Annotated in this window: 25 protein-coding genes; all 25 read right to left on the bottom strand. The window is 49.5% G+C overall.

The window, feature by feature from the left end:
- Positions 1–114: 114 nt before the first annotated feature.
- The gene (locus tag ACXPUX_RS05125; RefSeq protein WP_458830531.1) at positions 115–819 is read right to left on the bottom strand and encodes a hypothetical protein; all 705 of its coding nucleotides are present in this window, start codon (positions 817–819) and stop codon (positions 115–117) included.
- 266 nt (positions 820–1,085) lie between these two features.
- Positions 1,086–1,448 (bottom strand): helix-turn-helix domain-containing protein, encoded by a 363-nt coding sequence (locus ACXPUX_RS05120; RefSeq protein WP_458830529.1) that lies wholly within the window; start codon positions 1,446–1,448, stop codon positions 1,086–1,088.
- 105 nt (positions 1,449–1,553) lie between these two features.
- Entirely contained in the window at positions 1,554–2,588 is a 1,035-nt protein-coding gene (locus ACXPUX_RS05115; protein WP_458830527.1) for a hypothetical protein, read from the bottom strand.
- A 20-nt stretch (positions 2,589–2,608) separates the two neighbouring features.
- The gene (locus tag ACXPUX_RS05110) at positions 2,609–3,961 is read right to left on the bottom strand and encodes an OmpH family outer membrane protein (protein WP_458830525.1); all 1,353 of its coding nucleotides are present in this window, start codon (positions 3,959–3,961) and stop codon (positions 2,609–2,611) included.
- A gap of 30 nt (positions 3,962–3,991) precedes the next feature.
- A complete protein-coding gene (locus tag ACXPUX_RS05105; RefSeq protein ID WP_458830524.1) occupies positions 3,992–4,933 on the bottom strand; it encodes a helix-turn-helix transcriptional regulator in 942 nt (313 codons plus the stop codon).
- 49 nt (positions 4,934–4,982) lie between these two features.
- The gene (locus ACXPUX_RS05100) at positions 4,983–5,300 is read right to left on the bottom strand and encodes a hypothetical protein (RefSeq protein WP_458830522.1); all 318 of its coding nucleotides are present in this window, start codon (positions 5,298–5,300) and stop codon (positions 4,983–4,985) included.
- Entirely contained in the window at positions 5,293–6,696 is a 1,404-nt protein-coding gene (locus tag ACXPUX_RS05095) for a hypothetical protein (protein ID WP_458830521.1), read from the bottom strand. Before ACXPUX_RS05095 ends, ACXPUX_RS05100 begins: the two co-directional genes overlap by 8 nt.
- Positions 6,680–7,765: a hypothetical protein gene (locus tag ACXPUX_RS05090; protein WP_458830519.1), complete on the bottom strand. Its 1,086-nt coding sequence runs from the start codon at positions 7,763–7,765 to the stop codon at positions 6,680–6,682. Before ACXPUX_RS05090 ends, ACXPUX_RS05095 begins: the two co-directional genes overlap by 17 nt.
- Positions 7,758–10,193, bottom strand: coding sequence for a dynamin family protein (locus ACXPUX_RS05085; RefSeq protein WP_458830517.1), 2,436 nt, complete (start codon positions 10,191–10,193; stop codon positions 7,758–7,760). The genes ACXPUX_RS05090 and ACXPUX_RS05085 overlap by 8 nt, the downstream gene beginning before the upstream one ends.
- Positions 10,194–10,201: 8 nt before the next feature.
- Complete coding sequence (locus ACXPUX_RS05080) at positions 10,202–12,577, bottom strand: dynamin family protein (RefSeq protein WP_458830515.1); 2,376 nt, start codon at positions 12,575–12,577, stop codon at positions 10,202–10,204.
- Entirely contained in the window at positions 12,574–13,092 is a 519-nt protein-coding gene (locus tag ACXPUX_RS05075) for a coiled-coil domain-containing protein (RefSeq protein ID WP_458830513.1), read from the bottom strand. Before ACXPUX_RS05075 ends, ACXPUX_RS05080 begins: the two co-directional genes overlap by 4 nt.
- Complete coding sequence (locus ACXPUX_RS05070) at positions 13,059–14,897, bottom strand: dynamin family protein (protein ID WP_458830511.1); 1,839 nt, start codon at positions 14,895–14,897, stop codon at positions 13,059–13,061. The genes ACXPUX_RS05075 and ACXPUX_RS05070 overlap by 34 nt, the downstream gene beginning before the upstream one ends.
- 260 nt (positions 14,898–15,157) lie before the next feature.
- Positions 15,158–15,337, bottom strand: coding sequence for a hypothetical protein (locus tag ACXPUX_RS05065; protein ID WP_458830509.1), 180 nt, complete (start codon positions 15,335–15,337; stop codon positions 15,158–15,160).
- 176 nt (positions 15,338–15,513) lie between these two features.
- A complete protein-coding gene (locus ACXPUX_RS05060; protein WP_458830507.1) occupies positions 15,514–16,206 on the bottom strand; it encodes a recombinase family protein in 693 nt (230 codons plus the stop codon).
- A 141-nt stretch (positions 16,207–16,347) separates the two neighbouring features.
- Entirely contained in the window at positions 16,348–16,701 is a 354-nt protein-coding gene (locus ACXPUX_RS05055) for an LPD28 domain-containing protein (protein WP_458830505.1), read from the bottom strand.
- A 13-nt stretch (positions 16,702–16,714) separates the two neighbouring features.
- Entirely contained in the window at positions 16,715–17,053 is a 339-nt protein-coding gene (locus ACXPUX_RS05050; protein ID WP_458830503.1) for a DUF3846 domain-containing protein, read from the bottom strand.
- Positions 17,054–17,157: 104 nt separating this feature from the next.
- Positions 17,158–18,015: an Rpn family recombination-promoting nuclease/putative transposase gene (locus tag ACXPUX_RS05045; protein WP_458830501.1), complete on the bottom strand. Its 858-nt coding sequence runs from the start codon at positions 18,013–18,015 to the stop codon at positions 17,158–17,160.
- A gap of 65 nt (positions 18,016–18,080) precedes the next feature.
- Positions 18,081–18,797, bottom strand: a complete 717-nt coding sequence (locus tag ACXPUX_RS05040; protein WP_458830500.1) for a Sak single strand annealing protein — start codon at positions 18,795–18,797, stop codon at positions 18,081–18,083.
- Positions 18,798–18,857: 60 nt separating this feature from the next.
- Entirely contained in the window at positions 18,858–19,790 is a 933-nt protein-coding gene (locus tag ACXPUX_RS05035; RefSeq protein ID WP_458830498.1) for a YqaJ viral recombinase family nuclease, read from the bottom strand.
- Positions 19,787–20,125, bottom strand: a complete 339-nt coding sequence (locus tag ACXPUX_RS05030) for a DUF3848 domain-containing protein (protein WP_458830496.1) — start codon at positions 20,123–20,125, stop codon at positions 19,787–19,789. Before ACXPUX_RS05030 ends, ACXPUX_RS05035 begins: the two co-directional genes overlap by 4 nt.
- A 10-nt stretch (positions 20,126–20,135) precedes the next feature.
- On the bottom strand, positions 20,136–21,071 hold the full coding sequence (locus ACXPUX_RS05025; protein WP_458830494.1) for a DUF932 domain-containing protein: 936 nt from the start codon (positions 21,069–21,071) through the stop codon (positions 20,136–20,138).
- Between the two features lie 408 nt (positions 21,072–21,479).
- Positions 21,480–21,722: a hypothetical protein gene (locus ACXPUX_RS05020; protein WP_458830492.1), complete on the bottom strand. Its 243-nt coding sequence runs from the start codon at positions 21,720–21,722 to the stop codon at positions 21,480–21,482.
- A gap of 45 nt (positions 21,723–21,767) precedes the next feature.
- The gene (locus tag ACXPUX_RS05015) at positions 21,768–23,219 is read right to left on the bottom strand and encodes a recombinase family protein (RefSeq protein ID WP_458830490.1); all 1,452 of its coding nucleotides are present in this window, start codon (positions 23,217–23,219) and stop codon (positions 21,768–21,770) included.
- Between the two features lie 80 nt (positions 23,220–23,299).
- Positions 23,300–23,443, bottom strand: a complete 144-nt coding sequence (locus tag ACXPUX_RS05010) for a hypothetical protein (protein ID WP_418475255.1) — start codon at positions 23,441–23,443, stop codon at positions 23,300–23,302.
- Between the two features lie 72 nt (positions 23,444–23,515).
- A complete protein-coding gene (locus tag ACXPUX_RS05005; protein ID WP_458830487.1) occupies positions 23,516–25,225 on the bottom strand; it encodes a DNA primase family protein in 1,710 nt (569 codons plus the stop codon).
- Positions 25,226–25,364 lie beyond the last annotated feature (139 nt).

The raw sequence follows: 25,364 nt of genomic DNA, 5'->3' as shown, positions 1-25,364 counted from the left end.
AGACATATCCACCAGGGCTATTTACTGGCCCTGGTATTAACAGACGAGCAGTGGCTCAAATATTCGATGTCACAAATGCTACAAATGGCTCAAGTATTCGTTAGCAAAAGTGGCTCAAATATTGGCTGTCACGTGGCTCAAATATTCATTGACATTCACAGCCAGCTCAATCAACAACGGCATCTTATGTGAGCCGAACAGCTTCCGGACTGCCGCCTTTTCTTCTTCCACCTGCTCCGCAGAAATTTTTTCAGGGTACAGGATGGCGATCACCTGCGACAGCAGAACGCTGCTGAAAACTGCATACAGATATTCTTTCTTGCTACTCTTGGATGGCTTGGTCAGGATGGTCATTTTCAGACCATCGGCTGTGTTTTTCAGCTGATAGGTACCACGCTTTTTGCTGTAAAAGGTCATGGCATCCGCAGTATCCGTAACCTGTTCAACGTCCGGGTTGGCAAATCCACGGCGGATGCGGTCTACGGCTTCTTCCCAGCTCATTCCTTCCGGCAAAGACAGCTGGCCTCTGTCATGCTCCGGGCCATAGACTTTTTTATAGACATCATCCCGGAAACCAAAATAGATCACTGCGGCGATCAGAAGCCCCAAAAAGACGGATACCGCTCCGGCACCGGTTGCAACACCTGTCACCACGCCCAAAACGAACCCCAGCAGCAGCCAGATCTTTAAGGCATCCAATGCAATGCTTCTGCGGGCAGCTGCGGTAAACAGCGGATGAAAGCCGCTCAGATTTTTGGATTTTCCTTTGGCTTTTTTAGCCTCTGCACTGCCATCATAGATTTCAAACCGTTCTTTCATGATGTTTCCTCCTATCTCACTGGATGCGTAACCTTCTTCCGTTCGGAATGATTCAAATGAATCATTTTGATGCTTTTATTATAAAGCGTTGATTGGACACCAATATTGTCCATCCGGCAAACTTCCATTCGAATTTTTCTATAATATAGCTTTGCATAGAAAAACCGCCCCGGCTTCCTGCTATGGAAACCGGGGCGGTTCGTTTACTTTATGGATGCTTTTTCAGGCACTCAATGCCTACCAACTGGCATTCAGTTTTTGAAGTTTTAGTCATATCTGTATTTAGAGGACTTTCCGTACACTTTTCGGAGTGATTTTTTCAGGCTGACCACCGTTTCTTTGATGATTTTTGCTTCATCGGCAGAGCAATCTGCAAGCTGTTCAGTCATCCAGCTGTCAAACACCGGCTTTGCCTTTTTGATCTCGATACACAGCAACTCATCCGCCGAGCAGTCCAGCGCGTTGATGATGTCGATCAGCGTTTTCACGCTGGGCACGGAGTTGCCCGTTTCGATATGACTGATATGCGTGACCACCACGCCGACCTCATTGGCCAGCTGCTCCTGCGTCATGCCTTTTGCCAGGCGGCAGGCACGGATGCGTTTTCCGATGTCGGCGTAGTCCACCATAGTACAAGTACCCTCCGTTTTGTGAAGTGATACTTGTATTGTATGTGCAATCGACCGTGATTGTAATAACCTGAAAGTGCAGTGGACTCAAAAGGGAAACCCCACTCAAAAATTTGCGTTCAGACTTTCTGTAACTTGCTCCACCTTCTGATACTGTTCTTTGAGTCCTGTTGTGTTGATCGTATTCATTGCATCTTCCTCTTCGCTCTTCTGGACCAGTTCCACCTTGCACATATCATATAGGAGTTTCACGAGCAGCGCCGTATTGTTCACCAGCTGCTTTTCCGGTTCTGTATACCAGTCCCAATCTGCACGTCCCTGCATGACCACCATCCATTTCAACTTTTCCATGTGCTCATGGTACATGCTGCCTACTTCGTCCAGTTTTCGCCCGTAACGGTTTGCTGTTCCCTGCAAGTCTAACAGATAATTGCAGATTTCCTCTGTCTGCTGCGTTTCTTTTTCGATTTCCTTCTGTGCCTTCTTGGCGTCTGAAGAGATTTTACCTCCAGTGATACCAAAAATCACACCGCCGATCAGCAGACCAACACCCAGGGTTGCCGCTCCCAGAACGGTTGTTCCCAGGGCCATTCCTCCGCCGCCTGCCGCCAGCGAGCCGCCGCCCAATGCTGCCAGCGTTGCATTTGTCGCCGCTGCACCGCTCAGCGAAGCAATTGGAACACCCGTTGAAGCCGTTCCCAGAGCCATCACGACCGCCGTCGCCGCGCCGGATGCTGCAAACCCGCCTGCCGTGCCTGCGGCTGCGCCGCCAAGGCCGCCCAGAAGGGTATTCGCACCCACCGAGGCTTTTTTCAATTCTTCGCCATCATACTGAGGCAGACAGATACCCTGCTTCTGAATTTTAGCAAACTCCGGACGATTTTTGATTTTTTCAAACACAGTCGAAAATTCCTGAAAGCTTTTCAGAATCTCCAGCTCTTTCCGGCCAAGCTTATCCATGTCCCGGACGCACTCTTTATTGCGCTTTTCCAGCCTTGCAAGATTCTGTTGATGCTGTACCTGCAGCTCTTTCATGGTCGAATTGGCTTTCAATACCTGCGAGCCGCCTTTTGCAATTCCTCCAACACCTGCCGCTCCTGCCAAAGCAGATGCACCGAGCAATAAAATCGAAATCGACATCTTCCCGTCCTCCTGGCATTTCAACGAAACTGCAAAACCGCATTCGGGTCCTGCATAAAATCCTCAAAATTTCCCTGATATGGTTTCTCACTTCCCATCTGGACCAGTTCACGCTCCAGAACGCGGGTCAGCTCCCTTTCTGTACGAGCATTCTGCATTCCGGCGAGTGCTGCCTGATACCGCTCGGTTTCCTGATGGAACCGCTCTGTATCCAACTGTTTCAGCTGCGTCAGCTCTCTTTCCAGTTCCGCATTGACCTGCCTGTATGCTTCAAGCTGCTCTGCCACCGTGTTTCCGACCCCAAGGCGAATACATATTTCCCGAATCACCAGTGTCACGAACCGATACCATGCGATCAGGTTCAAATGCAGGCAGAACGTCAAGGCGTCACCGCCGCTACGAATTGCGGCGTCTGCGCCATCCATCAGGCAGAGCGTTGCATCGCCTACAATCAGCATGACCCGGAGATCATCATGCTTTCTGGTGGGGATGCAGGCCGTCAACGGCCATTGATCGCAGAAATAATGTCGTATCGCCCAGATCAGTTTGATGCTCAGGTCACATAGAACCACTGGAATCGCCATGGTCAGGCCCCAACGGGCATCGTAGCCCTGCTCAAACACTTTTGTTGCAAGAGTTGCCACGGTGTTTTCATATACCTTTTTATCTGGCCCTTTCACACGGAAACGTCCAAAATTGCACAAACCAAACAACTCGTAAAACGGAATAACGATGCCGCTGCCCCTGCCGCTGGTACTATTTCTGCCGCCAGAGCTGCCTGCAAAATCCGACACAAGATGGCCGAACCAGTTTGCCGTTCCGTAGAACAGCTTTTCGATGAATGTCCGCCCCTGCAGTTTCTGTGTGCCGGCCGGATAAAAAACAAGCTTTCCGGTTTCCGAGTCCAGAAAGACCGATGCCCCGGTGAATTGACTCAGCAGGGAGAAAAACAGCCCCACAATATCCGGTGAATGCCCCAGCGACTTCATATGGTGGTTCTGCGTTCTCATTTTGAGCAGATTTCCCGCATCTTTCCCTTTGCCCTGATCGTAGTTAACAGGAAAGCGTCTTTCCAAAAAGCCGATGGCACTGCCGGTTCCATTTCCTTTCCAACCCAGCGACTTTGCAAATGCTTCTACTGCCTTATCCGCCTGTGCATCTGTCCAGTTACCAAGAATGCTGTTGGTCTTTGTCGTTTTTACGTTCGGCATTCCCACCAGAAAAATATCCACAAGACCGCTCATCACACCGCAGCCGACTGCTGCAAGGTAATCGTACCTGTCACACTTATCTTTGCAGAACGCGGCTTTTGTTTCAGGTTCCATGCGGACGGATGAGATATTCATCAAGGTATTTGTACTGCAGTCTTCCATCTATTCTTCTCCCTCTTTTGCTACCTATGTTCACGGAATTTCCGAAATGACATTCACATAGTCTCCCTGACTCCGTATCCACATCTGGATACCCGTGCCGAACACTTCCGCTTCCACGATCCAGCCTTTTTCCGTCACCTGAAGGACCTTGGCGGTCGGCAGTCGGTCCAGCACCGATTCCAGACTCGGCCCGGTGTACTCGAAACAGATGGTCTGCAACTCGCCGCCATACATGAACTGGATGCGCTTGCGCATTTCACCTTCCTGAAAACGGTTGGCATACCGCTGAGCAAAATGACGGTCAAGCGTCTTACAATTTTGGATACGGTCGATGCGGTAGATGGTCGGGGAGTTATCCTGCGGATTTTTGAAATGCTCCTTTTTGTCGATACCTTCGATGAATGCCGCCAGATAGAAATAATATTCGCTGAACAGGATGCCCACCGGCTCGATGGTGCGTACACGGGTCTCACCGTCGTGGGTGCGGCAGTAGGTAATCTCTATGACATTATGGTTTTCCACCGCCGTCCCGATTTCCCACAGGCTCTCAATAAATCTTCGGCCATGCTGCGGCTCGACATAGTGGAAGCGTTCGTTGCCGATGAGATCTTTTACTTGATTCAGCCGGTCCAGCGGCGTACAGGCCCGGATCAGCTTGTCAAGGATAGGGAACATCTCTTCCTTAACCATCGAGCGGCTCCCCAAAAGAATTTTGCAGACGGCCAAGATCTCGCTACTGGTCAAAAAGCGGGCTAGCGTATCATCCAGAAGATAACCGCCCTTGGCCGAGTTATACAAAATCTCCCGCCGCGGCTCACTGTCGGCAAAATGATTGCGCAGGGTATCCAGATCGCGCTGAATGGTCTTCTCGCTGACGCCAAAGTGGTCAGCCGTCTGCTGTTTGTTCAGCACACCGCCCTGTACAAGCACCTGCTGGATATAGAGTATACGGTCTAATCTACTCTTGTGCACAGTCCGTTCTCCTCTTTGTTTTTCCTGACATATAGCAGCAGGCAGCGGTTCAGCATTCGATCCAACCTGCAATCATTTTGCGGGCATTTTCCAGCACAGACGACGAAAAGAGATTCTGACACAGCCGCTGGTATGCCGTCAGATACCACACCGCCCGCCGATACTGATTGAAGCGGAGTGACATCTCCACGCTGCGATACAGTGCGTCTGCCCGTTCCAGTTTCCGGTACTGTTCGGGCGTACCTGCCAGCTCGATCAGAAACAGGTTTTCTTCGGTATTCCAGTGTTTTTGACAATTCCGCGCAAGTTCTTCCAGCTGGCTTTTCTGCTCCGTCTGCTGTTTTGTCACAAAATGGCCTTCATCCATGACGAACCTCCTCGCCAAGTGCGGTAAGTACCTTCACATCCTGTTCCGTCACATCCGAATAGTTTTTCATGATTTGTTCCATCGACTTGCGGTTCGCTTCGTTTTCCGCTTTCAGGAAGGTCTGCAGTTCTGTTTGCTGACTGCTCAGCTTCTCGCAAATATCTTTTGCTGCGTCATCCAGCTTTTTACATACGTCTTGGATATCCTTGCACTGGTCTTCTTCCTTATTGTCCAACGCCCGCATGGTATTTTCTACACCTTCCAGTGCTTCCTCGCAGACATCCTTCGCGGCGTCGTGCAGATCGGCGATTTCATTGTACATAGCTCCTAGATGCTTTTTCTCCGAGGCACACAGCTCATCTAGTGCCGTTTGCAGTTTTTCAAGCTGCTTTGCCGTCTGTTCTCTTTCTTCCGTGTGGCGAGTCTGCAGCTCCTGAATGGTATCCTCTACCGCATTCTTCGCTTTCTCACAGACATTCTTCGCGTCATCATGCAGGTCAGCAACTTCATTGCATACTGCTTCCAGACCCTTTTTTTCTGAGGCTTGCAGCTCATCCAGTGCCGTTTGCAGCTTTTCAAGCTGCTTTGTCATCTGCTCTCTTTCTTCCGTGCGGCAAGCCTGCAATTCTGTCTGTTGACTGTTCAACTTAGCGCAGATATCCTTTGCTGTGTTATCCAGCTTCCCGCAAAGTTTTTCAATATTTCTGCGCTGGTCGTCTTTCTGATTGTCCAACGCCCGTATGATATCTTCTGCCGCTTCCTGTGCTTTCTCACTGGCATCTTTCGCGGTAGTGTGCAGGTCGGCAACTTCACTGCACATGGCTCCTAGCCGCTTTTCCTCCGAGGCTTGCAGCTCATCCAGTGCTGTTTGCAGCTTTTCAAGCTGCTTTGTCATCTGCTCTCTTTCTTCCGTGCGGCAAGCCTGCAATTCTGTCTGTTGACTGTTCAACTTAGCGCAGATATCCTTTGCTGTGTTATCCAGCTTCCCGCAAAGTTTTTCAATATTTCTGCGCTGGTCGTCTTTCTGATTGTCCAACGCCCGTATGATATCTTCTGCCGCTTCCTGTGCTTTCTCACTGGCATCTTTCGCGGTAGTGTGCAGGTCGGCAACTTCACTGCACATGGCTCCTAGCCGCTTTTCCTCCGAGGCTTGCAGCTCATCCAGTGCCGTTTGCAGCTTTTCAAGCTGCTTTGTCATCTGCTCTCTTTCTTCCGTGCGGCGGGTCTGCATCTCCTGCATGAGCTGTTTCATTCCCTTCTGAAACAAAACCGTACCCACCAGCAACAGACAGACGCCAACGGCTGCTCCAATGATCCAATCCGGTGCTGTGACTGCTGCCAGCAGCCCTGCGGCAAAAAAGAAGCCTGCCGCTGCCAGTTCAGAAATCGTGTCCATCTTTCATCGCTCCTTTGATCTGCTCGTATCGCGTTTTCGCGTATTTCTGTATTTGTTCCGGCACAATATTTTTCAAGTAATCGTCCAGCGTTCCTCTAAATGCACTTATAGTGTCAACAGAGCGGTTCCGATACTCTACCTCTGTTAACTTTCGCAGGATTTCCGTTTCCCGTTTGGGAGTCTCCATCGCCTCCCGATACGCTTCCAGCAGTTTCTTCCTTAAAGTTTCCCAGTCGCGCTCTGCATCCCAGACCGGCGGCTTCAAAATGGCATTCAATTCGGAATACTCATAATTTTCCTTCACCTTTGAAAGGAACTCGCTTTCCGTCTGGAATAACAGTTTCTCAGTTTGCAAAGCGTAGGCGCGCCAGAAAGACATCTGTCCGCTCTGCTGAAACGCTTCAAAGGACAGGACTTTTTTTGTCATCACACTGTCGTCGCGGGAAAAATTCCAGTCACCTTTCATAAGGTTGGTCATGAGCGACACCGTCCCCAGCTTATCCCGAAGATTCCGTTTCCATTGCAGACGGAGCGAATCGCTTCCTCCCAAGACAACTGCGGCCGATACTGTGCCATCCTTCTCCGGCGGCTGGATGCAGACAGCATCCATTCCCTCCTGGCGATACCGTTCACACTGACTCTGGGCATCATTGTCCACCTTATCTGCGTCCAGATCGGTACTTCCACTTCGGATCGGCATGTCAACCAGAACAACCCTCACCGCATGTGCCCTGCTCAGCTCCTTCCACCGCTTTCTTGTGGAGCCCTCTCCGAACGGAAACCCCTCAAAAATCACAAACTGAGTCTCTGGCCTCATCGCAGCCGCTTTCGGGTCAACACCCTCTGGCGGAATCAGCGCCGTCATTCCGGGAAGCATCCGGTAGGAGGATACCTGCCAATCTTCGCCATCTGGCGTGACTGCATTTTTGTCCCCATAGCGTAGCCAGATATTTTTCTGCTTCCATTCCGGTTGGATGGCAAGATCTGCCATCCAGCCCAAAAAATCATAACAGGGTTCTCCGCCGATCAGGACGCGATCCGGTAACACCAATGGTTTTTCATCAGCCATTTGCATAGACCTCCCGGATACGGTTCAGGAGGGTCGTGGTCCGTTCCAGGTCTTCGGCGTGTTCTCCTGCCGGGGCATCCATCAGCTTGTTGTATTCCGCTTTTTTCTCTTCCAGACGCTGGCGCACTGAACGCAGACGCTTTTCCTGATAATAGGTCAACCGCTCCGGAAGCTGGACTCTTGCGTCCGCGATCATCTTTTTCAGTTCGGGCTGCAACTGGTCACGATACCATTGTCCGCAGTTTTCACGCCACTTTTCCAATGCGTCCTTTCTTGCCTTTGCTGCGATTTCCTGCTCGTGCTTTTTCAGTTCCCGTTCCAGCTCTTCCTCGTCTACGACTGCCGCTTGACGCTTTGCTTCCATTTCTTCTGCCTGCGAATCATAGAATTTCAGTTTTTGCTTCATTTCAAACGCTTTCAACTGCTTTTGCCGGATCTCCTCCTGCAGGCGTTTCTTTCCCTCTTTGAAACCTTCCTGATCCCCCACATCCACATATTTCGGTGGTGCATCAAATTTCTTGCCAACCTTCTTTGTCCAGTACGGGATACTCAGCATATCAAGGAAGGTAGGGTTGTCGTCGCTGTCTGGGTCATACCCTTGTGACCGCTTGAATTCGTCCAGCGCTACGACGCCCTTCGTCGCTGCTCCGGCAGCCAGCGCCTCGATCTTTTTAAGATCCTGCATTTCCTGCCGTTTGGCCTTGCTGGTAAACAACTTGCTCATCCAATTGGTCTTTGTTACGGTGTCATTCACCGCGTCGACCGCATTCAAAACCTTGCTGTTGTTTGCTACCACGGTCAGGCCTTTATAAAGCGTCGTTCCGACTCTGCCCGAATTTTTCAATGCCTTGGCTGCACTTCCCGCGGCACTTCCCCACGCCGAACCAGGAATCAGCAGAAATGCCATCTCTGCAATCCTGCCAACACCCTCTGCAACGTCCGAGGGCTTCATGCCTTTTTGCTCCACCTGCCGCATCTGCGGAACATATTCTCCCATGTTCTCGTAGGCGTTTTCAGACGTCCGTAGGTCCTCGTTTGCTTCACGGACAGCCTCTTCCACCTCCTGATATTCCGGTGTATCCTTGATCCCGGTAAGCCACTCTTCGATTTGCTCCTTGTTCTCCTTCAGTGCCTGCATCTGACGCAGCAGTGCTTCCCGTTCGCTGTCCTGTTCCATCTGCAAGGTCGCAAAACGATCCACCTCCAGCTCTGGCAGCTGCTCCATCTCTATATTTTCCAGCGTTCCATTCCATGCGCTGTTGGTCTGCTGCAAGGTACAGTCACTCACGCTGCTGATTTGTTCGGTCAGCTGCGCCATCTGATTCCGGGCTTCCTTTTTCAGGAGTGCCGCCATTTCCTCCGGTGCGACATCACTGCTGCAGACACGCTCGATCGAATCATCCAGATTTTCTTCCATTTCGCGCGTCACAGGGCCGCTGAGCTTCCGCTCTGCCTCTTGCAGGCGTTCGTTCATCTGCTCTTCCCGCTTTTCTGCGCTCTGTTCCAACAATTCGATCTGTCGACTCAGAGCATCCAGTTTTTTCTGCACTGCTTCCCTGTCTGCGCTGTTGAGGGAGTTCAGTACCTCCTGACGCTCTGCCAGTCCTTTACAGCAACGCTCTGCCAGCAGAACGGTCTGCGCGTGGATTGCCTGCTCCAATTCCTCCTGCGCATGGGAACCGCACTCCATCAGCATCGAACGCAGAGGTTCCTTTCGGGCATAATATTTCGAGGTTTCCAGATTGGACACGAAATAGCAATTTTCTGCATCCACACCGCACTTTTCCAGTGTGGCACGATCTGAAGCACAGGTCTGCTCAGGGTCTTCTTCCGCCGGGTTGACCTGATCGAAATGTGTACGCACACAGACTGTCTGCAGGCCGCGCTTTTTCATCTGACGCAGCAGGTCAGCGTCCACCTGTGTCGGTGAACCGCCCATTACATAGACCACACGTGCAGCTAATGCCAGCGACCGAGCCAGCAGCTGCTCGTGCCGCTGAATGACTGTGTTGATGCCCGGCGTATCCAGCAGGATCATACCGCCGCGTAGAAGGTCGCTGTTCACAAACACTTCCAGATATTCCAGCGTGTCAGGTTCCCAAAGTTCCTTGCGCTGGTCAACATCTCGCACCTGTTCCAATGTAACCTGCTGGACACCACCATCCACTGTGTGGATCAGTGCCTTTTCTTCTTCACCAAAGCGGAGATAGGTCAATGCCGTCGTTGTTTCGGTGGTGCCATGCGGCAGCAACTCTCGCCCAAGTAGATTATTGATCAGGCAGGACTTACCTGCAGAGTACCGCCCCACAAAAGCAACAAAGAAATTTCTTTCCTGCTCCTGTTGTTCCAGCTCTTCCAGCTGACGTTTTTCTTCTGCCCAGTTCAGTTGTTCCGCTGCCTGTTGAAGCAATCCGAATTCCTCGTTCATAGCGCACCTCACACCTTTTCCATATCAATTTTTGCGCTTTCGCCGCTTTCCAGCTGGACCTGCAGCAACGCGCCCTGATCCATCAGTTTTTTCGTCTTTTCCAAATTTATTTTCGCATCGTTCAGAGCCTTTTCTCGCTCTTCACCCTTGCTTTGAATGGTCTGAATGAGCTTTTCCAACTCCGATTTTTTCTTGCTCAGTTCCTCGTTCAGACTGATATTGACGAGATCCTGCACCATCTGAATGTAGCTCTTCTGGCGTTCCCCTAGATAGCTATTCACCATGCTGACAACATAGTACGAGCAATCTTCCACCTTTCCCAGCAGTTCGTCCTGCAGTCGGTTCAATGTCCGGCTGTTGGCCTCTTTGATTTCTTTGGCCTGATTCTCGCGCGTCTCTTCCAGCTTCCGAAGTGCCTTTTCCAACCGGATGGCCTCGCGCTGCTGTCTGGCATCCAGAACCTCACTTCTCGTTTCATGCACCCGTGCTTTTGCTTCGTTGACCGCTGCCTCCGCTTCACGAATCACCTTGTCCTTGTCATTCAGAATCTCATCCCGGTCTTTGATTGCTGCATCATGGGCCGCGCTATCCGTCTCTTCTTTCTCTACTTGCTCCAGTCGACCTCCCACAAAAACATTCGCAATCTTACCAAAAATACCATTTCGGCCGCGTTCCTCCATTTCGGTTTTCTTGGTTTTATTTACTTCCGGGATCTTGAACGCCGCCTTGAACTCTTCTCGGTTTTCCTGCAGCTGCTTCAGCCACTTCTGAGCTTCCTGAAGATCGCGCTCATTTGCGCGGGCTGCAATGAAGTCATCCTTCAGCTGCTCGCTCTTTTCTTGCAGTTCCTCGACTCTCTTTTCCAGTGCTTCGCACTTTTTATCAAACTCGCCTAAATCCAAGCCTCTGGAGATGCTTTCGATTTGAAAGTTCTTCGGATCAATACCCAGCTTGACCGGTGAACCGGCGCCATCCAGTTTTTCTGCAAGCTCTTCGGCATGATCCATAAATTCGGTGTATGCCATATCCAGCAGTTCTCTCCGCAGCTGTTCGTCCAACTCTGCGGCAATGCGGCCATATTCACGCTGTAATTTGTCGCCCAGCTTGGTGCTGTACTGCTGCAGATCCTCCGGAGAGTCCTTGCGTTTCAGCTCACCCTTGATCTTCTCCTGCAGCTGGCCGCACTCTGTCTTTGCCTGATTTTGCAAATCGTCAAGCGTCTCACGCATTTGGCCTTTCAGCTGTCTGGATGCTTCCATCCGGCGTGTTTGCAGCTCGGCGATTTTTCCCTCCAGGATCACTTTCTGCTGTTCCAGCTCTTCACTTCCAGACTCCTGCTCCAACATCTCGATCTGTGTTTTCAGGTCCTCCTTCTGGGCACTAAGCGCTTTCAGGGTGCTGCCCAGCGGACTGAGCAACTGATCTCTTGCACGCGCACCATTTGTCAGGTAATTCCACAGATGATCCTCAAAATTTTTCATGCGGGATTTCTTTTCTAGCCGTTCTCGCTCCTCCGGCGTGTCGATAGAGCGTTCATTGCCCCAGATGTCCAGAATGCTCTTGATATTTAGATCACGCGCTGTCAGCGCCTCGTTTGCCGAAATGGGCCAGATGTGTGGGATCTGCGTTTCTTCCGGGAACTGTTCGTGGTAGATTCGGGCGATGTGATTTACAATTCCTTCCACCGTTTCCCCTTCAGCAGTTTTGATGGTGTTGATCTTATTCAGCACAAAGAAAATATTGGAATTTCGGCTCTTCAGCTCACGCAGGAAATCAAAATTGCTCTTCGAACCGGGCTGTTCAGCATTGAACAGGAAAATGCACGCACTGGAACGGCAGATCTGCTCCTCGGTGATCTCGCGGTGATGATCTGCCGTACCATTCAGACCCGGACTGTCCACTAGCGTCACGCCGTCGGTCAGGAAATCGGAATCGAAGAAGAGGTCTACATGGTCGACACGGGTCGCGACACGATCATTTTCTTTATCACCGCGGGTGCTGACAACACGTTCAATCGTAGCCGAATCAAGGTTTTCCAAGACTTCTGTACTACCCTTCGGCTCACGATAATACACGATACCTGCTTCCCCATTGGGCGCACAGGTGACATGCCGCAGGAAGTTGACCGTCGCAGTCGTTTCGGTCGAAAAGGTCGGCAACGCCTTTTTGTGCATCATTGCATTCAGAAAAGTAGATTTACCTGCACTGAACTCGCCCACGACTACGATGCTGAACACATTTTTCTCCACATTGTTATAGAAAACACGCAGATTGTCCGCCTCATCCTTTTTCTCCAGCGCTTCCATTACTTGAATGCTCTGGTTCAGAAAATCCATCACATCGTTTTTCCGCTGAATGTATTCTATCTTATATTCGTTCGTCATGCCAGTTGTTCCTCCATCCATTGTTTCATTTCGCACAGCTGACTCTTGCACTGTTCCAGCTGCTCCACTTCGTTTTCCAGCTCGGTTCGATGTTCTGCCTTTGCCATATTGATGAGCCGAAGCTTTTCCGCCATGGCATCCCGAAGACCTTTGACACCCTTTTCAACACACTCCTTTTCCATGCTCGATATGAGCTCTTCCATGATCTCGTTCATTCTCTGGGCAGTCTCACCATCCTCGTCAAGGCAGTTTTCGACCTGTCTCATGAGGTTTTTCTTACACAGATCCAGATACTCACTGGCCGCTTTGGTTTTTTCCAGTTGGATATGCTCCAGTCTCGCTTTCAGCTCTTTGCTCATCCGATCATAATTTTCCTGCAGCCTCTCCAGTTTCTCTTCGGCCCATCCACTCTCGTTTTTCAGCTTGTCCACCTGTCTCCTCGCCGCTTCCAGTTTCTCCTTTGCTTCCACTTCCTTTGATGTCAGGTCGTTGATTTCTCCCAGTTTTTTTCCCACTCTCTCAGTTTGGTATTGTCGTCTTTATATTGGGTCTCCATCTTTGGGTCGCAGACGATATCCGCAACTATTCCAAAGAGGCCCCTGCGCTCTACTTCGACCTCCACCGGTTTCTGCTCGATCTTCGGTCGTTCTCCCAGCTGTCTTTTTTTGATTTCTGTATCATCATGTGCAATCCGGTAGTCCAGTGCCTTTTCTTTCAGGTCTTCCTGAGCTTTGATTTTTTCTTCTTGCAGGCTTTCAAGCTTTTTCGTCGATATGTCACATTCAATCGTATGGTTCGTTTCCAGCTCGATGATTTCTCTTTTCAGTTGCGCTTCTTTATCTTCCATAGCTTTCAGTTTCACGTCGACATTTTCACTCTTGTCGAATTGATCCAGCTTCAGTTCCAGTTCTGCTTTGACTCCCTGTGATTTCTCGATCTTTTCCAGAAGCCAACTTCTGATGCCGTCGATCTCGCCCACACAGTTTTTCTGAACCACTCTGAAGCGCCGGTTCAGCTCGTTTTTCATCAACGGTGCAAGACTATTTTTCTGATACTCTTCCAAGTTGTGGATTGCATCTTGCGGCAGTTGTCCTCCTCCATATCCGGTAATATTTTCATCTATGTACTGCTCTGTTGCAGACAGCACCTCTTTGATCTCTGCCTTTATCTTTTTCCGAAGTTCCCAACCCTGTGACAGGACAAAATTCGTCAGCTTTTTCTCGTTATCCTTCTGCGCTTTCAGCGTCCGTTCAGCCTGTTCATCCAGCTTTTTGATTGCCATTCGGTCCCGGCTGAGTTCGTACGCCTCGCTGACCTGTTCGCTATGCAGACTAACTTGGCTCATCATCTGCTTTATCCAGTCCAACAGTGCCCGGACGCTGTCGCCGTACTGGATCTCTGCCAGATTTTTTTCCTGAAATGTTTCTGCCAAAAGATCGAGTAATTGTTGAAAATTCGACCGCTGATACATCTGCCTCCGCATTTCTTCGGTCAGTTTCGGTTCATTGACACCGGCATACAGCCTGTCGATGCTCTGATCTTGTGCTGCCAGCGCCAGAAGCGCAGAAATGCCGCACAGTGAAAATTTCACGTCCGGCGCATCATACAGCACCTTTTCCTGTAGGATACGTTTCTGTTCATCCAGTTTTTGGAGCAGCGTCTCTCCCTCGGCGGCGTTCAGGTCGTCGATAAAGTTCTGGATAAAGATAAAGTTTTTCTGAATTGCGGCCAGCTGCCGCAGTAGCAGCGTATCGCTCTCAGAAATTCCTCGGCGAGAAATGAGATAAATACAGGCATGTGCCTGCTGGACCAGTGCCATTGTCTGTTCCCGATGTCCACCCTCTATACCATTCAGGCCCGGTGTATCTACAACCACCATCGGACGTGTGCTTTTCATCAGCGGCACAAACAGCTCCGCTTGCTCTACTTCCGCTGCCACATCGAGCTTATCACTTGCAGTCGTCGTATATTCTTTCAAGCTTGTAAAATCGTTCAGCGCCACGATTTCACCACTGTGGAGCTTGACATTTCCCTTTCCGCAGCGAGTGTCCTGCGGCGAAACATTCACCAGTCTGGTAATAGTTGCAGTCGTCTCCTTTTTGGCATGCTGCAGCACATCCTGCCCGATGAGCGCATTGATAAATGTCGATTTTCCTGAACTGAACTCGCCCACGACCGCAATGCGAAACTCTTCATCTTCGAAGCGCTTCTTAAAATATCTAAGTTTCTGCTGAAACTCTGAAAACGCCTGCAGTTCCTCCTCATTTTCCAGCCTTCGAATAACCTCAAGCCCTGTCTGCCGAATCGTTTTCTTTTCCATGTGGATACTCCTCTTATTCATTCTCTGCTTCTTACTGAGAGTCTCAATCTTTACTATGCACGGTATAGAGTAATAAATCCACTGCATAGTCAATAACTCTTCGATTTCTTTCCGTTTCATTGTAACACAGTGCAACAACAGTCGCAATTCTTTGTGTGATTTTTGTCGTTTTGCAGAATTACAAAAAAATTTTTGTTTCTTTTGCACAACCTCAATATACAAAAAAAGATGGACAGACTGCCTGTCCATCTTCTAAAAAGTCAAGGCAGACTATTCTTAAATTGCCAACCTCTTTTGAACCGATAGGCACTGTTCATCAGCTCGTCTGTGATGGTGAAAAGCGCCCGGCGTGGCGAACCATATCCACCTATCAACCCAATCACAATTGCAAGATTCAGCACAAATGCAATGCTCAACAGTACCATCAAAAATTTTTTCATACGCTCTTCTCCTTCTTTCTTATGATTCCATCACTTTTCTGCCCCCATTATACAGATTGGGCTGGACGGTATGGTTGTCCATCCTACACAAGCCACAAAAAAGGAACACGGCATTCTCATTTTGAATGTACCGTGTTCCTTCTGTCCGCTTTTGCAGCGCTTCTTCTACATAGAAGTCAATCCTTCATTTCTGTGTCCTCCCGAATCTGCCGCTTATATTTATAATAGGTATTCCGGGCAAGTCCAGTCAATTTCATGCACTCGGCATCGTCAAGTGTGCCGCCAAAGGTCTTGCAATGGGTGCGGATGATCTTTTTGGCTTCTCTGGCTTTCTTCGTTTCAAAGCTAACACCCTTTTTGCGGCCAACCTGCTTGCCGTTCAGCCGGGCGGTCAAAAGGCCCTCACGGGTGCGCTGGTGCAGATCGGCAACTTCTTTTTCGGACTGCTCAAAGGCCAGCTTGATCTGCTCCTTAGCCAAGGCCATCAGATACTCGTTGATGCCCTTCAAGATGAAGTCCACATTTGTCCCTGTCATGGCAATGCTGCCGGACAGGGCTTTTTTGTAGGTCTCGGTGTCGATGTGGTGCTCTTTCAAGAACACCAGCCGGATGCCCTTATGGTAGAGGTCATCGTACAGAGCAAACCCCTCTTCTGCATTTCTGGACATCCGGGACACCGAATCGAACACCACCGTATCTCCTGCTTTCAGAACTCGGTAGAGCTTCAGCCACTCTGGGCGAAAGATAGACGTGCCAGTATAGGCTTCCTGCACGATATGGGCAGTCGGGTATTCTGCCTTGATGTTGCGGATCTGGCGGTCGATACTCTGTTTTGCAGTGGAAATTCTGCAATAGCCATAAATACTCATAACTCTTTCTTTCTGTATCAAAAATGCCGTTCGTCATTTTAGCGTTGCCGATTCGCTGATGCAATTCTCCCAAATGATAGAGCATTTGATACTCTTTTACCTCTACGGCATTTTTAATACCTTTCCGGTACAAGTTTTCTGTCATTTCTGCTTCACATAGGTCTTTATAAATTCTTCCACTGTGACGCATGGCTTTTGATTTTTCTCTGCTCCTCCAAACGGAGCATAATTCCAGTCGGTGCCCTCGTCAATATATCGCCGCCCATCGTCCGGCAGTTCCAGCGGTTCCGCAAGGATGATGGTGCCCCAGTGGTTGACCATCACAAAGGGCGCGATTTCACAAGGGATGCCCCGGCACTCATCGTCGTGCCGGACATCGTAGGCGTACAGACCATCCGGGATGGTATCTCTCTTGATGCGGATGCTGGTGAACAGTGCAGGCTTTCCGCAAACCGTGATTTCTTCGTAACGTTCGGTCATTGCATTAAAGGTCATAAGGCGTTCCTCCTTAAATTTCAATGATAAAAGCTCTGAATTTCTCTTTGTAGAAATCCATTGCACTCTGCGGCAGGGAAGTCAGATTCCCTTCACTGTCGCATCCAGCCAGAAATCCCGGCCCGGCAAGAACATCGGCTCCATCCCACAGCGGACGATTGAGCGGCAGGCCAAGCAGCTTGCCCTCATCATTGCAGACCAGTGTGACCTCTGAACTGGTGTCACTTAAGGTGATGCATTCAATCAGCCCGCCTACAAATTTCTGCATGGCTTCAATGGTGTTGTCCAGCTCGATCTCCTTTGGCAGCTCCATTGGCAGGAGCGCAAGGACTTTGATTCTTTGCTCTTTCATTGTGTGCCTCCAAATAAAAACAGGACAATCCACGCGGACTGTCCTGCAAAAGTAAAGGGAGAGCATCCGAAGACACTCTCCCGGTTGTACATACAATTTTTTGCTTAGCTGATGCCAAGCTCTTTCATCAGCTGAATACGGTACTCCTTATCTTCAGAAGCCCGTTTTGCATCCTCAATGCGGTTTTGATCGAAGAGCTTCTTCATGAGCAGAGCCACACTATTTGCGCCTTCAGCCTTTCCACGATTTTCCACTTTATCAAGCACATCACACATATTGCGTGGGCCTCCTTTCTGGCCATCGGTATTGGTATTATACGCTTCCTCAAACCGATTATCATTCGTCATAATGCTCAGCAGTTGAAGCGTTTCCTGCACATGGGTCAGATCCTGCGAACTTGGAATATAGTCGCCGTTTTCCTGCTTCTGCACGAAGTAGTCTGCCACGACCTTAAAATCACTCTGGAAAAGCTCTACCTGCTCGTGGGTCAGATAGGCGATCTGGAACAGATTAATCTTATAGTCGTTGACATACGGCTCGAACTCTTTGGGAATATTCAGCCGCTCTTTCAGGGAAAGCGGCCCATTCCACGGTTTATCATGGCCGAAGTAGAGTACCAGCGTCACAACGGGATAGAGATTTTCGCTGTCATTAAGCAACTGCGCCCGGTATTCTGCGCCATCATAGCCCATGACACGGAGCGGCATATTCGGATCAGAAGCGGTCTGGTTTTCAAAGCCAATACAGGCCACACGAATATTTCCGTTCTTCCAGCGTTTGGCAACATCCCGTTCGATTTCACGAATCTTGCCATCTGCCTTGTAGTAGGAGCGTGGAGCCTGATCTTCCAGTTCATCCGCAGACAGAACCTGTTTGCCGTTGAACAGAAGCACATTCACAATGTCCGAAAAGACATCGTTATAGGATTCCAGAATTTTTTCAGATGTATCCTTTTGCGCCATGCCATCACCTTCTTTTCTCTTGTTATTATAGTAGCATACAGATGTGAAATTTACAAGCATTTGCCTTATGCTACGTTCAATCTGGTGGCTTTGTAACAGTCTGCGCACATTCCCTCATGGGTGGCCGCAAACTCTGCGGCCTGCATGATGGAGCCATCCTTCAGCTTGACCCTCTTGATGGGCTGATTGCACCGAGCACAGATGCATGGAATAGGCGACTGTTCCTGCTTCGGGGCAGCAGATTTCGGTTTCGGCTGCTTTTGCAGTTCCGCCTCCGGCTGCGGTGCAACATCTTCCGGCAAATCCTCTCCGGCATAAACGTACAGGCCAAGGCCAAACATAGCAAGGTTCTTTACCAAGCACCGCATGATAGCCTTATTCACATCGAACATGGAGGCTGCTTCTACGGTACGTTCTTCCATGCCGACTTTCTCACGGCGGCGGGTCTGCGGGTTGTAGTCCCATTTCGGGGTAGTGTAGGTGTAAGGTGTGGCTTTCATGGCCTTGTTTGCGCCATCCAGTACAGGCAGCCACATTTCATGCGAAACGCCCTCAATCGTGACTGAGGTGTACACCATGAAGCCGGTGATGGGGTCATAAACATAGGGCAGACCGTTGAATTTCTTGACCTCATAGCTGGCAGAGGGATACAACTTCTTCACCTCCGCCCAGGCATACGCCCAGCTTATATATTTCAGCTCGGTATTGCCGGACTTCTTGACTTCCAGATGATCTTTGAAGTCGATAGCAAATAATTTCACGAATGGATTTTCTGTGGCCATAATCAAACCTCCAAGAAAAAAGGCGGCAGAGCATTTACTCCCTGCCGCCAATTACAAACGTTATGCCGCATGAATGATGGTGAACCTGCGGCTGCTTACATTTTTGCTGTACTGGTTGAAAATGTCCGGCTGCTCTTTCCGCAGGCGTTGGGAATCCACGCGCTTGCTTTCGGAGGATACCCACGATACCTTGTAGCCCGGTGCTGTGCCATAGGCGGCATCCTGCATTTGCAGCTTGACCTGCTGCTCGATAGCCGTTTTCTCCTGTTCCATCTGCTCGATTCGGTCGGAAAGCTCCTGCCGCTTATCCAGAAGTCCATGTAGGGCACTCAGGTCAGCGGTCTTATCCCGGTTGTCTACCTCATAAAGCTGGTTGATCTGCTGGGTGTCACAATCGCAACCGTTGGGTGCAGGGGGAATCTGGGGCACAACATGGTTCGTCCAGAAAAGTTCTTCCTTATCAATGAGATCAGAAAGCACCTGCTTATCTGTCACGATTTTGTGGATCACCAACTCTCTGCCGAAAATCAAAGCTGCCACATACCAGCAGTCGAAACTGCTGACGGCTAAGTAGTGGTCAACCTGCGCCAGATAATGAGCTGGGATTTTCCCATCCGCCCACTTGTCCGCAGAGAACGGCGAGACCGTCTTGCACTCCAATCCAGCTTTCTGCCCAACGATCAGGCGGTCAAAGTCTGCCAGAAGCAACGGATGTTCCTCGCTCTGGTAGATGGCATTCGCTCGGCGCACTTTCAGACCGGTAGCCTCAGTGAAGCGCTGTGCTACATACTCTTCCAGATCGCGGCCCTGCCGCATAGCTTCATTGTCGATATTTTCAACGGTATCGCTGATTTTATCGTGATAAACCTGAAATGCAGAACGGTACGGATTCAGGCCAAGAATGGCACCGGCATCCGTTCCCGTGATGCCACACTTGCGGTAGCGCAGCCATTCCTCTTTGGATAAGCTCAGCGTGGATACAAGCCGTTTCATGCGCTTTTCATCCTCTCTTTCATAATGGATTCTGTAAGATCGAAGTCGTATTCCACCAAGTCTTTCACAATGGTGGGAAAGTCATCCGCCAGTGAATGACCGGAACTGAGCCACAGTTGATAGAGAAACTCCAGAATATTGCCCTGTACCCGCAGATGGTTCCAGTAACGCCCCTTCAATATCTCCTCGGAATCCAAGGTCATAAGGGCAGTGCAAATCGTGCTCTTGATTGTGATCTCATAGGCCAAGGAAACGCTAAGTTCAGGAGATTTCTTCCCAGTATCTCCAAGGAACATAGTAAATTCCCGGAAGATGCGGTTGTTTACATCGTTCATAAGTCCTCCTTTATGCTGCATCCAGCACCATTTTGTAGGCTTTGTCGATCATCGGGTTGCCCTCTGCGGTTCGCAGGAACAGATTTTCGTTGTAGTTCCGGGTCTTACGGATAGGGTCTGCGTGGGTGGCAAAATCCGAAACAGCATTCACAAACCGCCAGCCGTTTTTACCAACCCATTCCAGATCAGGCGCATTGTAGTAGCGGGCCTTCAGATCTTCCTGCAAACGCAGGTTGTTCTTCCGCTGGCCATCGGTCAAATCTTCGGTGATAGGGAAGAACTCATTGATGAACTCCTGCACTTTGCGGTCGGACAGTTTGATGGTGGTCAGCTCATGGATGCCTTTGCCCAGTTCTGCCATATAGCCGTTGGCAAGCTGCAAGGTTTCGCGGGCATCCTGCACCCGGAGCAGAACATTTTCGGTGTGGCGGGCAGTCCAGATACGCTTTGCAGAGCTGAGCGCCAGATTCAGGGTGTTCTGGCAAACCACACGAACCGGGGTCATAGCAACCTTGACACCAGAACTGCCATCGTGACTGTTGAAAAACACAAGATATGGGGTCACTTCATCACCTGCGATAATGTATTTCTCAGGCAGCTTCGCCAGCATCCAGACCTTTTTGCCGCCTTGCAAAGAGCCAGCGGTTTCATAGGTAACGCCTTCACCCAGCAGATCATCCGTGAAACGGAATGCTTCCTCGTTCTGCACAATGCGGTAGCGGTCGGACACGACACCAAGCACGGCATCATCGGTGCTGCGGACATTAGCACGATAACCGGGAATCATAGCACCAGTGCCGGAATAGATGTTGCGGCTTTCGACCTGCCAATCCAGACCGGCCAGTTCCAAGGCTTCACGGCTTGCAGGGGCATCCATCACGATACGGCCAAGGCCATGCCAAGGAGTTTCACGAACAGAGAACATGGTTTCAACGTTTGCGGACATAATCTTTACCTCCAAAATTTTATTTCTGATTGATATCCTTACTTCTTTTCGATCTGATGTGCTGTCCAGACAATGATCTTTGCAGCACCCTTTCCAACTGCTTTCACCACCTCCACCAACACTTTTTCCAAAATTTCAGTCATTGATTTTTCCTCCGTTTTTCTGTAAAAAGTAAAGACCTGTAAGCTTCAGAATTTGCTTACAGGTCTTTCTATCCAAGATTATAATATATCATTATATCTGCTTCAGATACGCTTAGCTTGTGCCAAGTGTGTCAGATGTGTCAGTGTTTCTATAAATCAGCCTTATATTTTCGTGTTTTCTGGGTGTTCTAGGGGTGAAAATATAAGTATATACGGGGTTTCTTTTGAAAATTCCTGACACAACCGGCACAGCTGACACACCCTCTTACCTTTGAATCTTCGACTGGATGCCCACAACTACTGTGAGATCATGCCACTCATTTTTACGGATTCCCTGATTTCGGGATGCTTTGAATGCCTTTGCTTCCTCAAACGAAATCGAAAAGCGAGCCATTTCGATAAAGCCATCCATCGTATATACAGCGGTATTTCTCCCCTGCAACTCTGACAATTGGAAATCAAGCACCCAGCGAAACTCTTCATTCGTCATCGGCGTGATCTGTGCCACACAGCTGTTGATAAGCTCCCGGTTGACATCGTTTTCCGATGCCCGCTACCACTCGTCCAACTTCTGCGAAATCAGGTTCATGTCCAGTGCTCCGCTGCGTTCATCCTCCTGTTCTACGCTCTCATACTGGGTCTGCAATTCTGCGATCTGCTCGTCCAACCCCTTGCGGCGCTCCACAAGTTCCTGTTTGGTGATGACGCCATCCGCGCACAGGTCGATGTACTTAGCCAGCCTCTCCTTCTGCCGGGCAATGCTGTTTTCCAGCATTGCCTTCTTGGAAATGCGGACGCTTTTCTCCTCTGCCATGCAGCGGTTCAGGATTTTATAGACCTCTTTGACGGTCTTGCCTTTGTCAAAGGTAAGATGCTGGAGCACCTTCTCTGCCATCAAATCCAGTTTCCACTCACAGATTGCCTTGATCTGGCAGCTGATGTTCAAATCAAGCTCATGTTCCTGCAAGTAGCTAATGCTGGGTTTTCGGGTGCGGCGGTAGCACTGGAAGCCGTGAATTACAGCACCGTCACGATTTACGCGCCACTTGAACTGGATAAATCCAGCACCACAGTTGCACCGCAGCTTTGCCGTCCAGATAGATTTCGGCGTGTTCCTCATATACTTATGCTTCTTTCCGTTTTCATCGATCACTCGTGCCGACTTCGATAACAAGATCTGCTGGCATCTGTCCCACGTTTCCTCTGATACAAGCGGCTCAAAATTACCTTTCACATAGACGTAGCTGCTTTCGTCCAGATTTTTGACACGTTTTTGCGTCAAATAACCATCACTGTGGGATTTGTTGTAGCAGATGCAGCCTTTATAGGTCGCATTATGTAACACCCGGCTCACCTTGGAAGCGTCCCACGAGACATGCCCGCTTGCATCCAATCTGCCCAATCGGTACAATTCTGCTGCCACTTTTTGAAGCCCGACCTTTCCGGTCGAGTACATCTGGTAAATCAGTTTTACGGTCTGCGCCTGATCCGGGTCTGGAACATAGGTTCCGTTCTCTCTGCGGTATCCTAAGATATTTCCGTTCCCATACAAAACGTGCTTTTCCCGGCTGATTTTCTGCCCCGCTTTGACTCGCTCCGAAATTTTGCGGCTTTCATCTTGTGCCATGGAAGACATGAGCGACAGTCGGATTTCGCCATTATCGTCGGTCGTGTTGATGCCGTCGTTGATGAAAAATAAATTCACGCCCATAGCATTCAACTCACGGGTATAGGACAACGCATCAACCGTGTTTCGTGCAAATCGGCTCACCTCACGGGTAATGATAAGGTCAAATTTTCCCTTTTGGGCGTCCTCCATCATTCGCAAAAACTCTGGCCGCTTCTGTGCCTGTGTTCCGGTGATGCCTTGGTCTACGTAGACCTCCACGATTTCCCAGTCCGAATGCCGGGAACATTCGATTTTATACCACTCCAACTGATTTTCCAGCGCATTGATTTGCGCCTCATGCTCTGTTGAGACACGAGCATATACTGCTACTCGCATTTTTTACCTCCATTTTCTTGATTTTTCGGATAAAAAGAAAGGCTCTGGCAGAATCCTCCACCAGAGCCTTTCTCTGTTGCTTACGAAGCCTTTGCAGGCGGTTCTTCCTCCTGCTCACGCTTCATCCGAAGGAAGTTCTGATAGGTAGGCAGGTTCAGCAGTCCTGCCGCAAAAAGAGCTTCAATCAGACAGTAAGCCATCGCCTTTTCGTCAACGTCCATCATCGTAACACCTCCGTAGTGATTGTGATCGTGCTTCGGATTCAGTAATATAACATATCACCGAAAAGTCAGTTGTTACGGACGAAGGCGGATACCATAGAACCCCCACACTGGATTTTCCGAGGCGGTGAGACGCTTTCGGTCACGAACACCGCCAGCCTGCTCCATGTACTTGTTGAACGCTGTAGCGCTGCACGGACATGTGCCGTTTTCATCGCAATAGGCCTCATACGCTCTCCTCAAATCAGATGTAGCAGTAAAATAGTTGTAGTCCCCCATTTCGCAGTGGTTTTCAAGGAACTCCTTAAGATAGTCCATCGAGTTTTTCCGCTGTATCCCTCTCATGCAGTCCACATCAGGAATCGGCGGAAACTGCCAGCCTTGCTTCATCAGTTTTCTGGCATACTGAAGTGCTTTCGTCACGATTGCATCGCGCTCCTTCCAGAGTTTTTTAGCAAGATCCGGGTCTCTCTCATCCTTCGGAACAGATTTCATGAACGGAAGGAAGATAATCCGGTCAAGAAATGCCGGATCGTTTGAATCGATTCTCAGGGGAAAATTGGTCGCAAACAAAAACTTCATATTATGGTCGAGCTTTAGAGACCCCTGATTTTTGCGCTGGATTTCGATGCTGTCTCCACCGGTAATCCGCTTCAGCTTGGACACTGCACTCGCATTCAACACTTCCTGCGGAAGATCTAAGGAGATGTTGATTCTGGAGTACAGCAGCGACTCCGTTTCAAACTTACCGCCTAGTTCACCAAGCGAGAGGTTGCTCACCGAGTTTTCTGGATAAAGTTTCTGTATGGTATTGCCCAAGATACTCTTGCCAGAGTTCGGAGCATACCCCATAACGAAGAAATATTTTCCGTTTGAAGGCTCAATCAGAAGATACCCAAGTGCCATCATAAAACGTTCCTTCAGATCTTCACGCCCCTCAGTAATCGTATCGAGAAACTCGTCGAACACCGGGCATTCGGCATCTTCATCATAGCAAGCATCCAGAACGGTAAATGTTATACGCTTGGAGCTATGATGTTTCAGCTTCATTTTATTGAGATACAAGATCCCGTTTTTCAAAGGACAATATGGTTTATCTTTCAGCGAATCTTCGTACTTCAAACGAGGATTCGCCTTCATACATTTATAAATATCCAGATGATTTCGGAGATTTTTCACCCCGTCAAGCCCTGGACTTATGTATTGACGGTAAAGAGATACGACCCCCTCAGCGTCAATCGATTCATAGTATCGATCATTATAATGGTATAACACGGATTTCCTATAGAGGAAGTCCGTTTTTTCAAGCAGTTCATCTTCCATCTGGCAAACAGATGGTTGCCTAAACCGCCCCTTTGCTGGCAATTCCTGTTCGCCATCGGTAAATTGTGCATCTTCATCACCCCCGCCCACAAAAGCAGCCAGTTCCAAAAGATTCACGCCCTTAGATGAAGCACTGGCTTTCTTCTTGGACTTCTTCTTGTGTTTCTTTTTGCGTTTTTTCTTGCCGGGTTTTGACCCGGTTAGATACGGCAGAATGACTGCATCCAGATTATCACAGTCATCTAGGTACTCGTCCGGGCACTCATCCATATCTTCTTCAAATACAAGTGAGTCCGTATCCGCTGGTGAGCCGCGTCGTTCCACTATCATGGGCTCATCATCTGGGCCTGAGTCAGGTTCCAGACCACGCCTTGGCACAATGAGCGACTGGTCAGCATCTGGTGGTTGGCCTGTGCATTCTTCATCGTACAGATCGTAGTTCGAGTAGTCGTCGTAGTTCATACTGAACCTCCTTAGAATATTAACAATCAGAACGTTATCACGTTCTTTATGAATATTCTAGCAGGTTTTATTTCAAATTAAAAAGACATTAAAAACGCACTGTTTTTTTAGTCAATCACTAAATATCGTTCTTTTTCCA

Source organism: Faecalibacterium sp. PGM34 (assembly GCF_054456555.1).
This window is presented reverse-complemented; position numbering and strand designations above follow the sequence as displayed.

What these genes read in the sequence shown, in the direction of transcription:
- ACXPUX_RS05040 (WP_458830500.1), bottom strand. Translation starts at nt 18,797, where the DNA reads ATGGCCACAGAAAATCCATTCGTGAAATTATTTGCTATCGACTTCAAA.
- ACXPUX_RS05060 (WP_458830507.1), bottom strand. Translation starts at nt 16,206, where the DNA reads ATGAGTATTTATGGCTATTGCAGAATTTCCACTGCAAAACAGAGTATC.
- ACXPUX_RS05050 (WP_458830503.1), bottom strand. Translation starts at nt 17,053, where the DNA reads ATGAAAGAGCAAAGAATCAAAGTCCTTGCGCTCCTGCCAATGGAGCTG.
- ACXPUX_RS05015 (WP_458830490.1), bottom strand. Translation starts at nt 23,219, where the DNA reads ATGCGAGTAGCAGTATATGCTCGTGTCTCAACAGAGCATGAGGCGCAA.
- ACXPUX_RS05080 (WP_458830515.1), bottom strand. Translation starts at nt 12,577, where the DNA reads ATGACGAACGAATATAAGATAGAATACATTCAGCGGAAAAACGATGTG.
- ACXPUX_RS05055 (WP_458830505.1), bottom strand. Translation starts at nt 16,701, where the DNA reads ATGACCTTTAATGCAATGACCGAACGTTACGAAGAAATCACGGTTTGC.
- ACXPUX_RS05035 (WP_458830498.1), bottom strand. Translation starts at nt 19,790, where the DNA reads ATGAAACGGCTTGTATCCACGCTGAGCTTATCCAAAGAGGAATGGCTG.
- ACXPUX_RS05095 (WP_458830521.1), bottom strand. Translation starts at nt 6,696, where the DNA reads ATGGACACGATTTCTGAACTGGCAGCGGCAGGCTTCTTTTTTGCCGCA.
- ACXPUX_RS05110 (WP_458830525.1), bottom strand. Translation starts at nt 3,961, where the DNA reads ATGGAAGACTGCAGTACAAATACCTTGATGAATATCTCATCCGTCCGC.
- ACXPUX_RS05010 (WP_418475255.1), bottom strand. Translation starts at nt 23,443, where the DNA reads ATGATGGACGTTGACGAAAAGGCGATGGCTTACTGTCTGATTGAAGCT.
- ACXPUX_RS05090 (WP_458830519.1), bottom strand. Translation starts at nt 7,765, where the DNA reads ATGGCTGATGAAAAACCATTGGTGTTACCGGATCGCGTCCTGATCGGC.
- ACXPUX_RS05045 (WP_458830501.1), bottom strand. Translation starts at nt 18,015, where the DNA reads ATGGCGCAAAAGGATACATCTGAAAAAATTCTGGAATCCTATAACGAT.
- ACXPUX_RS05085 (WP_458830517.1), bottom strand. Translation starts at nt 10,193, where the DNA reads ATGAACGAGGAATTCGGATTGCTTCAACAGGCAGCGGAACAACTGAAC.
- ACXPUX_RS05120 (WP_458830529.1), bottom strand. Translation starts at nt 1,448, where the DNA reads ATGGTGGACTACGCCGACATCGGAAAACGCATCCGTGCCTGCCGCCTG.
- ACXPUX_RS05070 (WP_458830511.1), bottom strand. Translation starts at nt 14,897, where the DNA reads ATGGAAAAGAAAACGATTCGGCAGACAGGGCTTGAGGTTATTCGAAGG.
- ACXPUX_RS05065 (WP_458830509.1), bottom strand. Translation starts at nt 15,337, where the DNA reads ATGAAAAAATTTTTGATGGTACTGTTGAGCATTGCATTTGTGCTGAAT.
- ACXPUX_RS05025 (WP_458830494.1), bottom strand. Translation starts at nt 21,071, where the DNA reads ATGTCCGCAAACGTTGAAACCATGTTCTCTGTTCGTGAAACTCCTTGG.
- ACXPUX_RS05100 (WP_458830522.1), bottom strand. Translation starts at nt 5,300, where the DNA reads ATGGATGAAGGCCATTTTGTGACAAAACAGCAGACGGAGCAGAAAAGC.
- ACXPUX_RS05115 (WP_458830527.1), bottom strand. Translation starts at nt 2,588, where the DNA reads ATGTCGATTTCGATTTTATTGCTCGGTGCATCTGCTTTGGCAGGAGCG.
- ACXPUX_RS05005 (WP_458830487.1), bottom strand. Translation starts at nt 25,225, where the DNA reads ATGAACTACGACGACTACTCGAACTACGATCTGTACGATGAAGAATGC.
- ACXPUX_RS05125 (WP_458830531.1), bottom strand. Translation starts at nt 819, where the DNA reads ATGAAAGAACGGTTTGAAATCTATGATGGCAGTGCAGAGGCTAAAAAA.
- ACXPUX_RS05030 (WP_458830496.1), bottom strand. Translation starts at nt 20,125, where the DNA reads ATGAACGATGTAAACAACCGCATCTTCCGGGAATTTACTATGTTCCTT.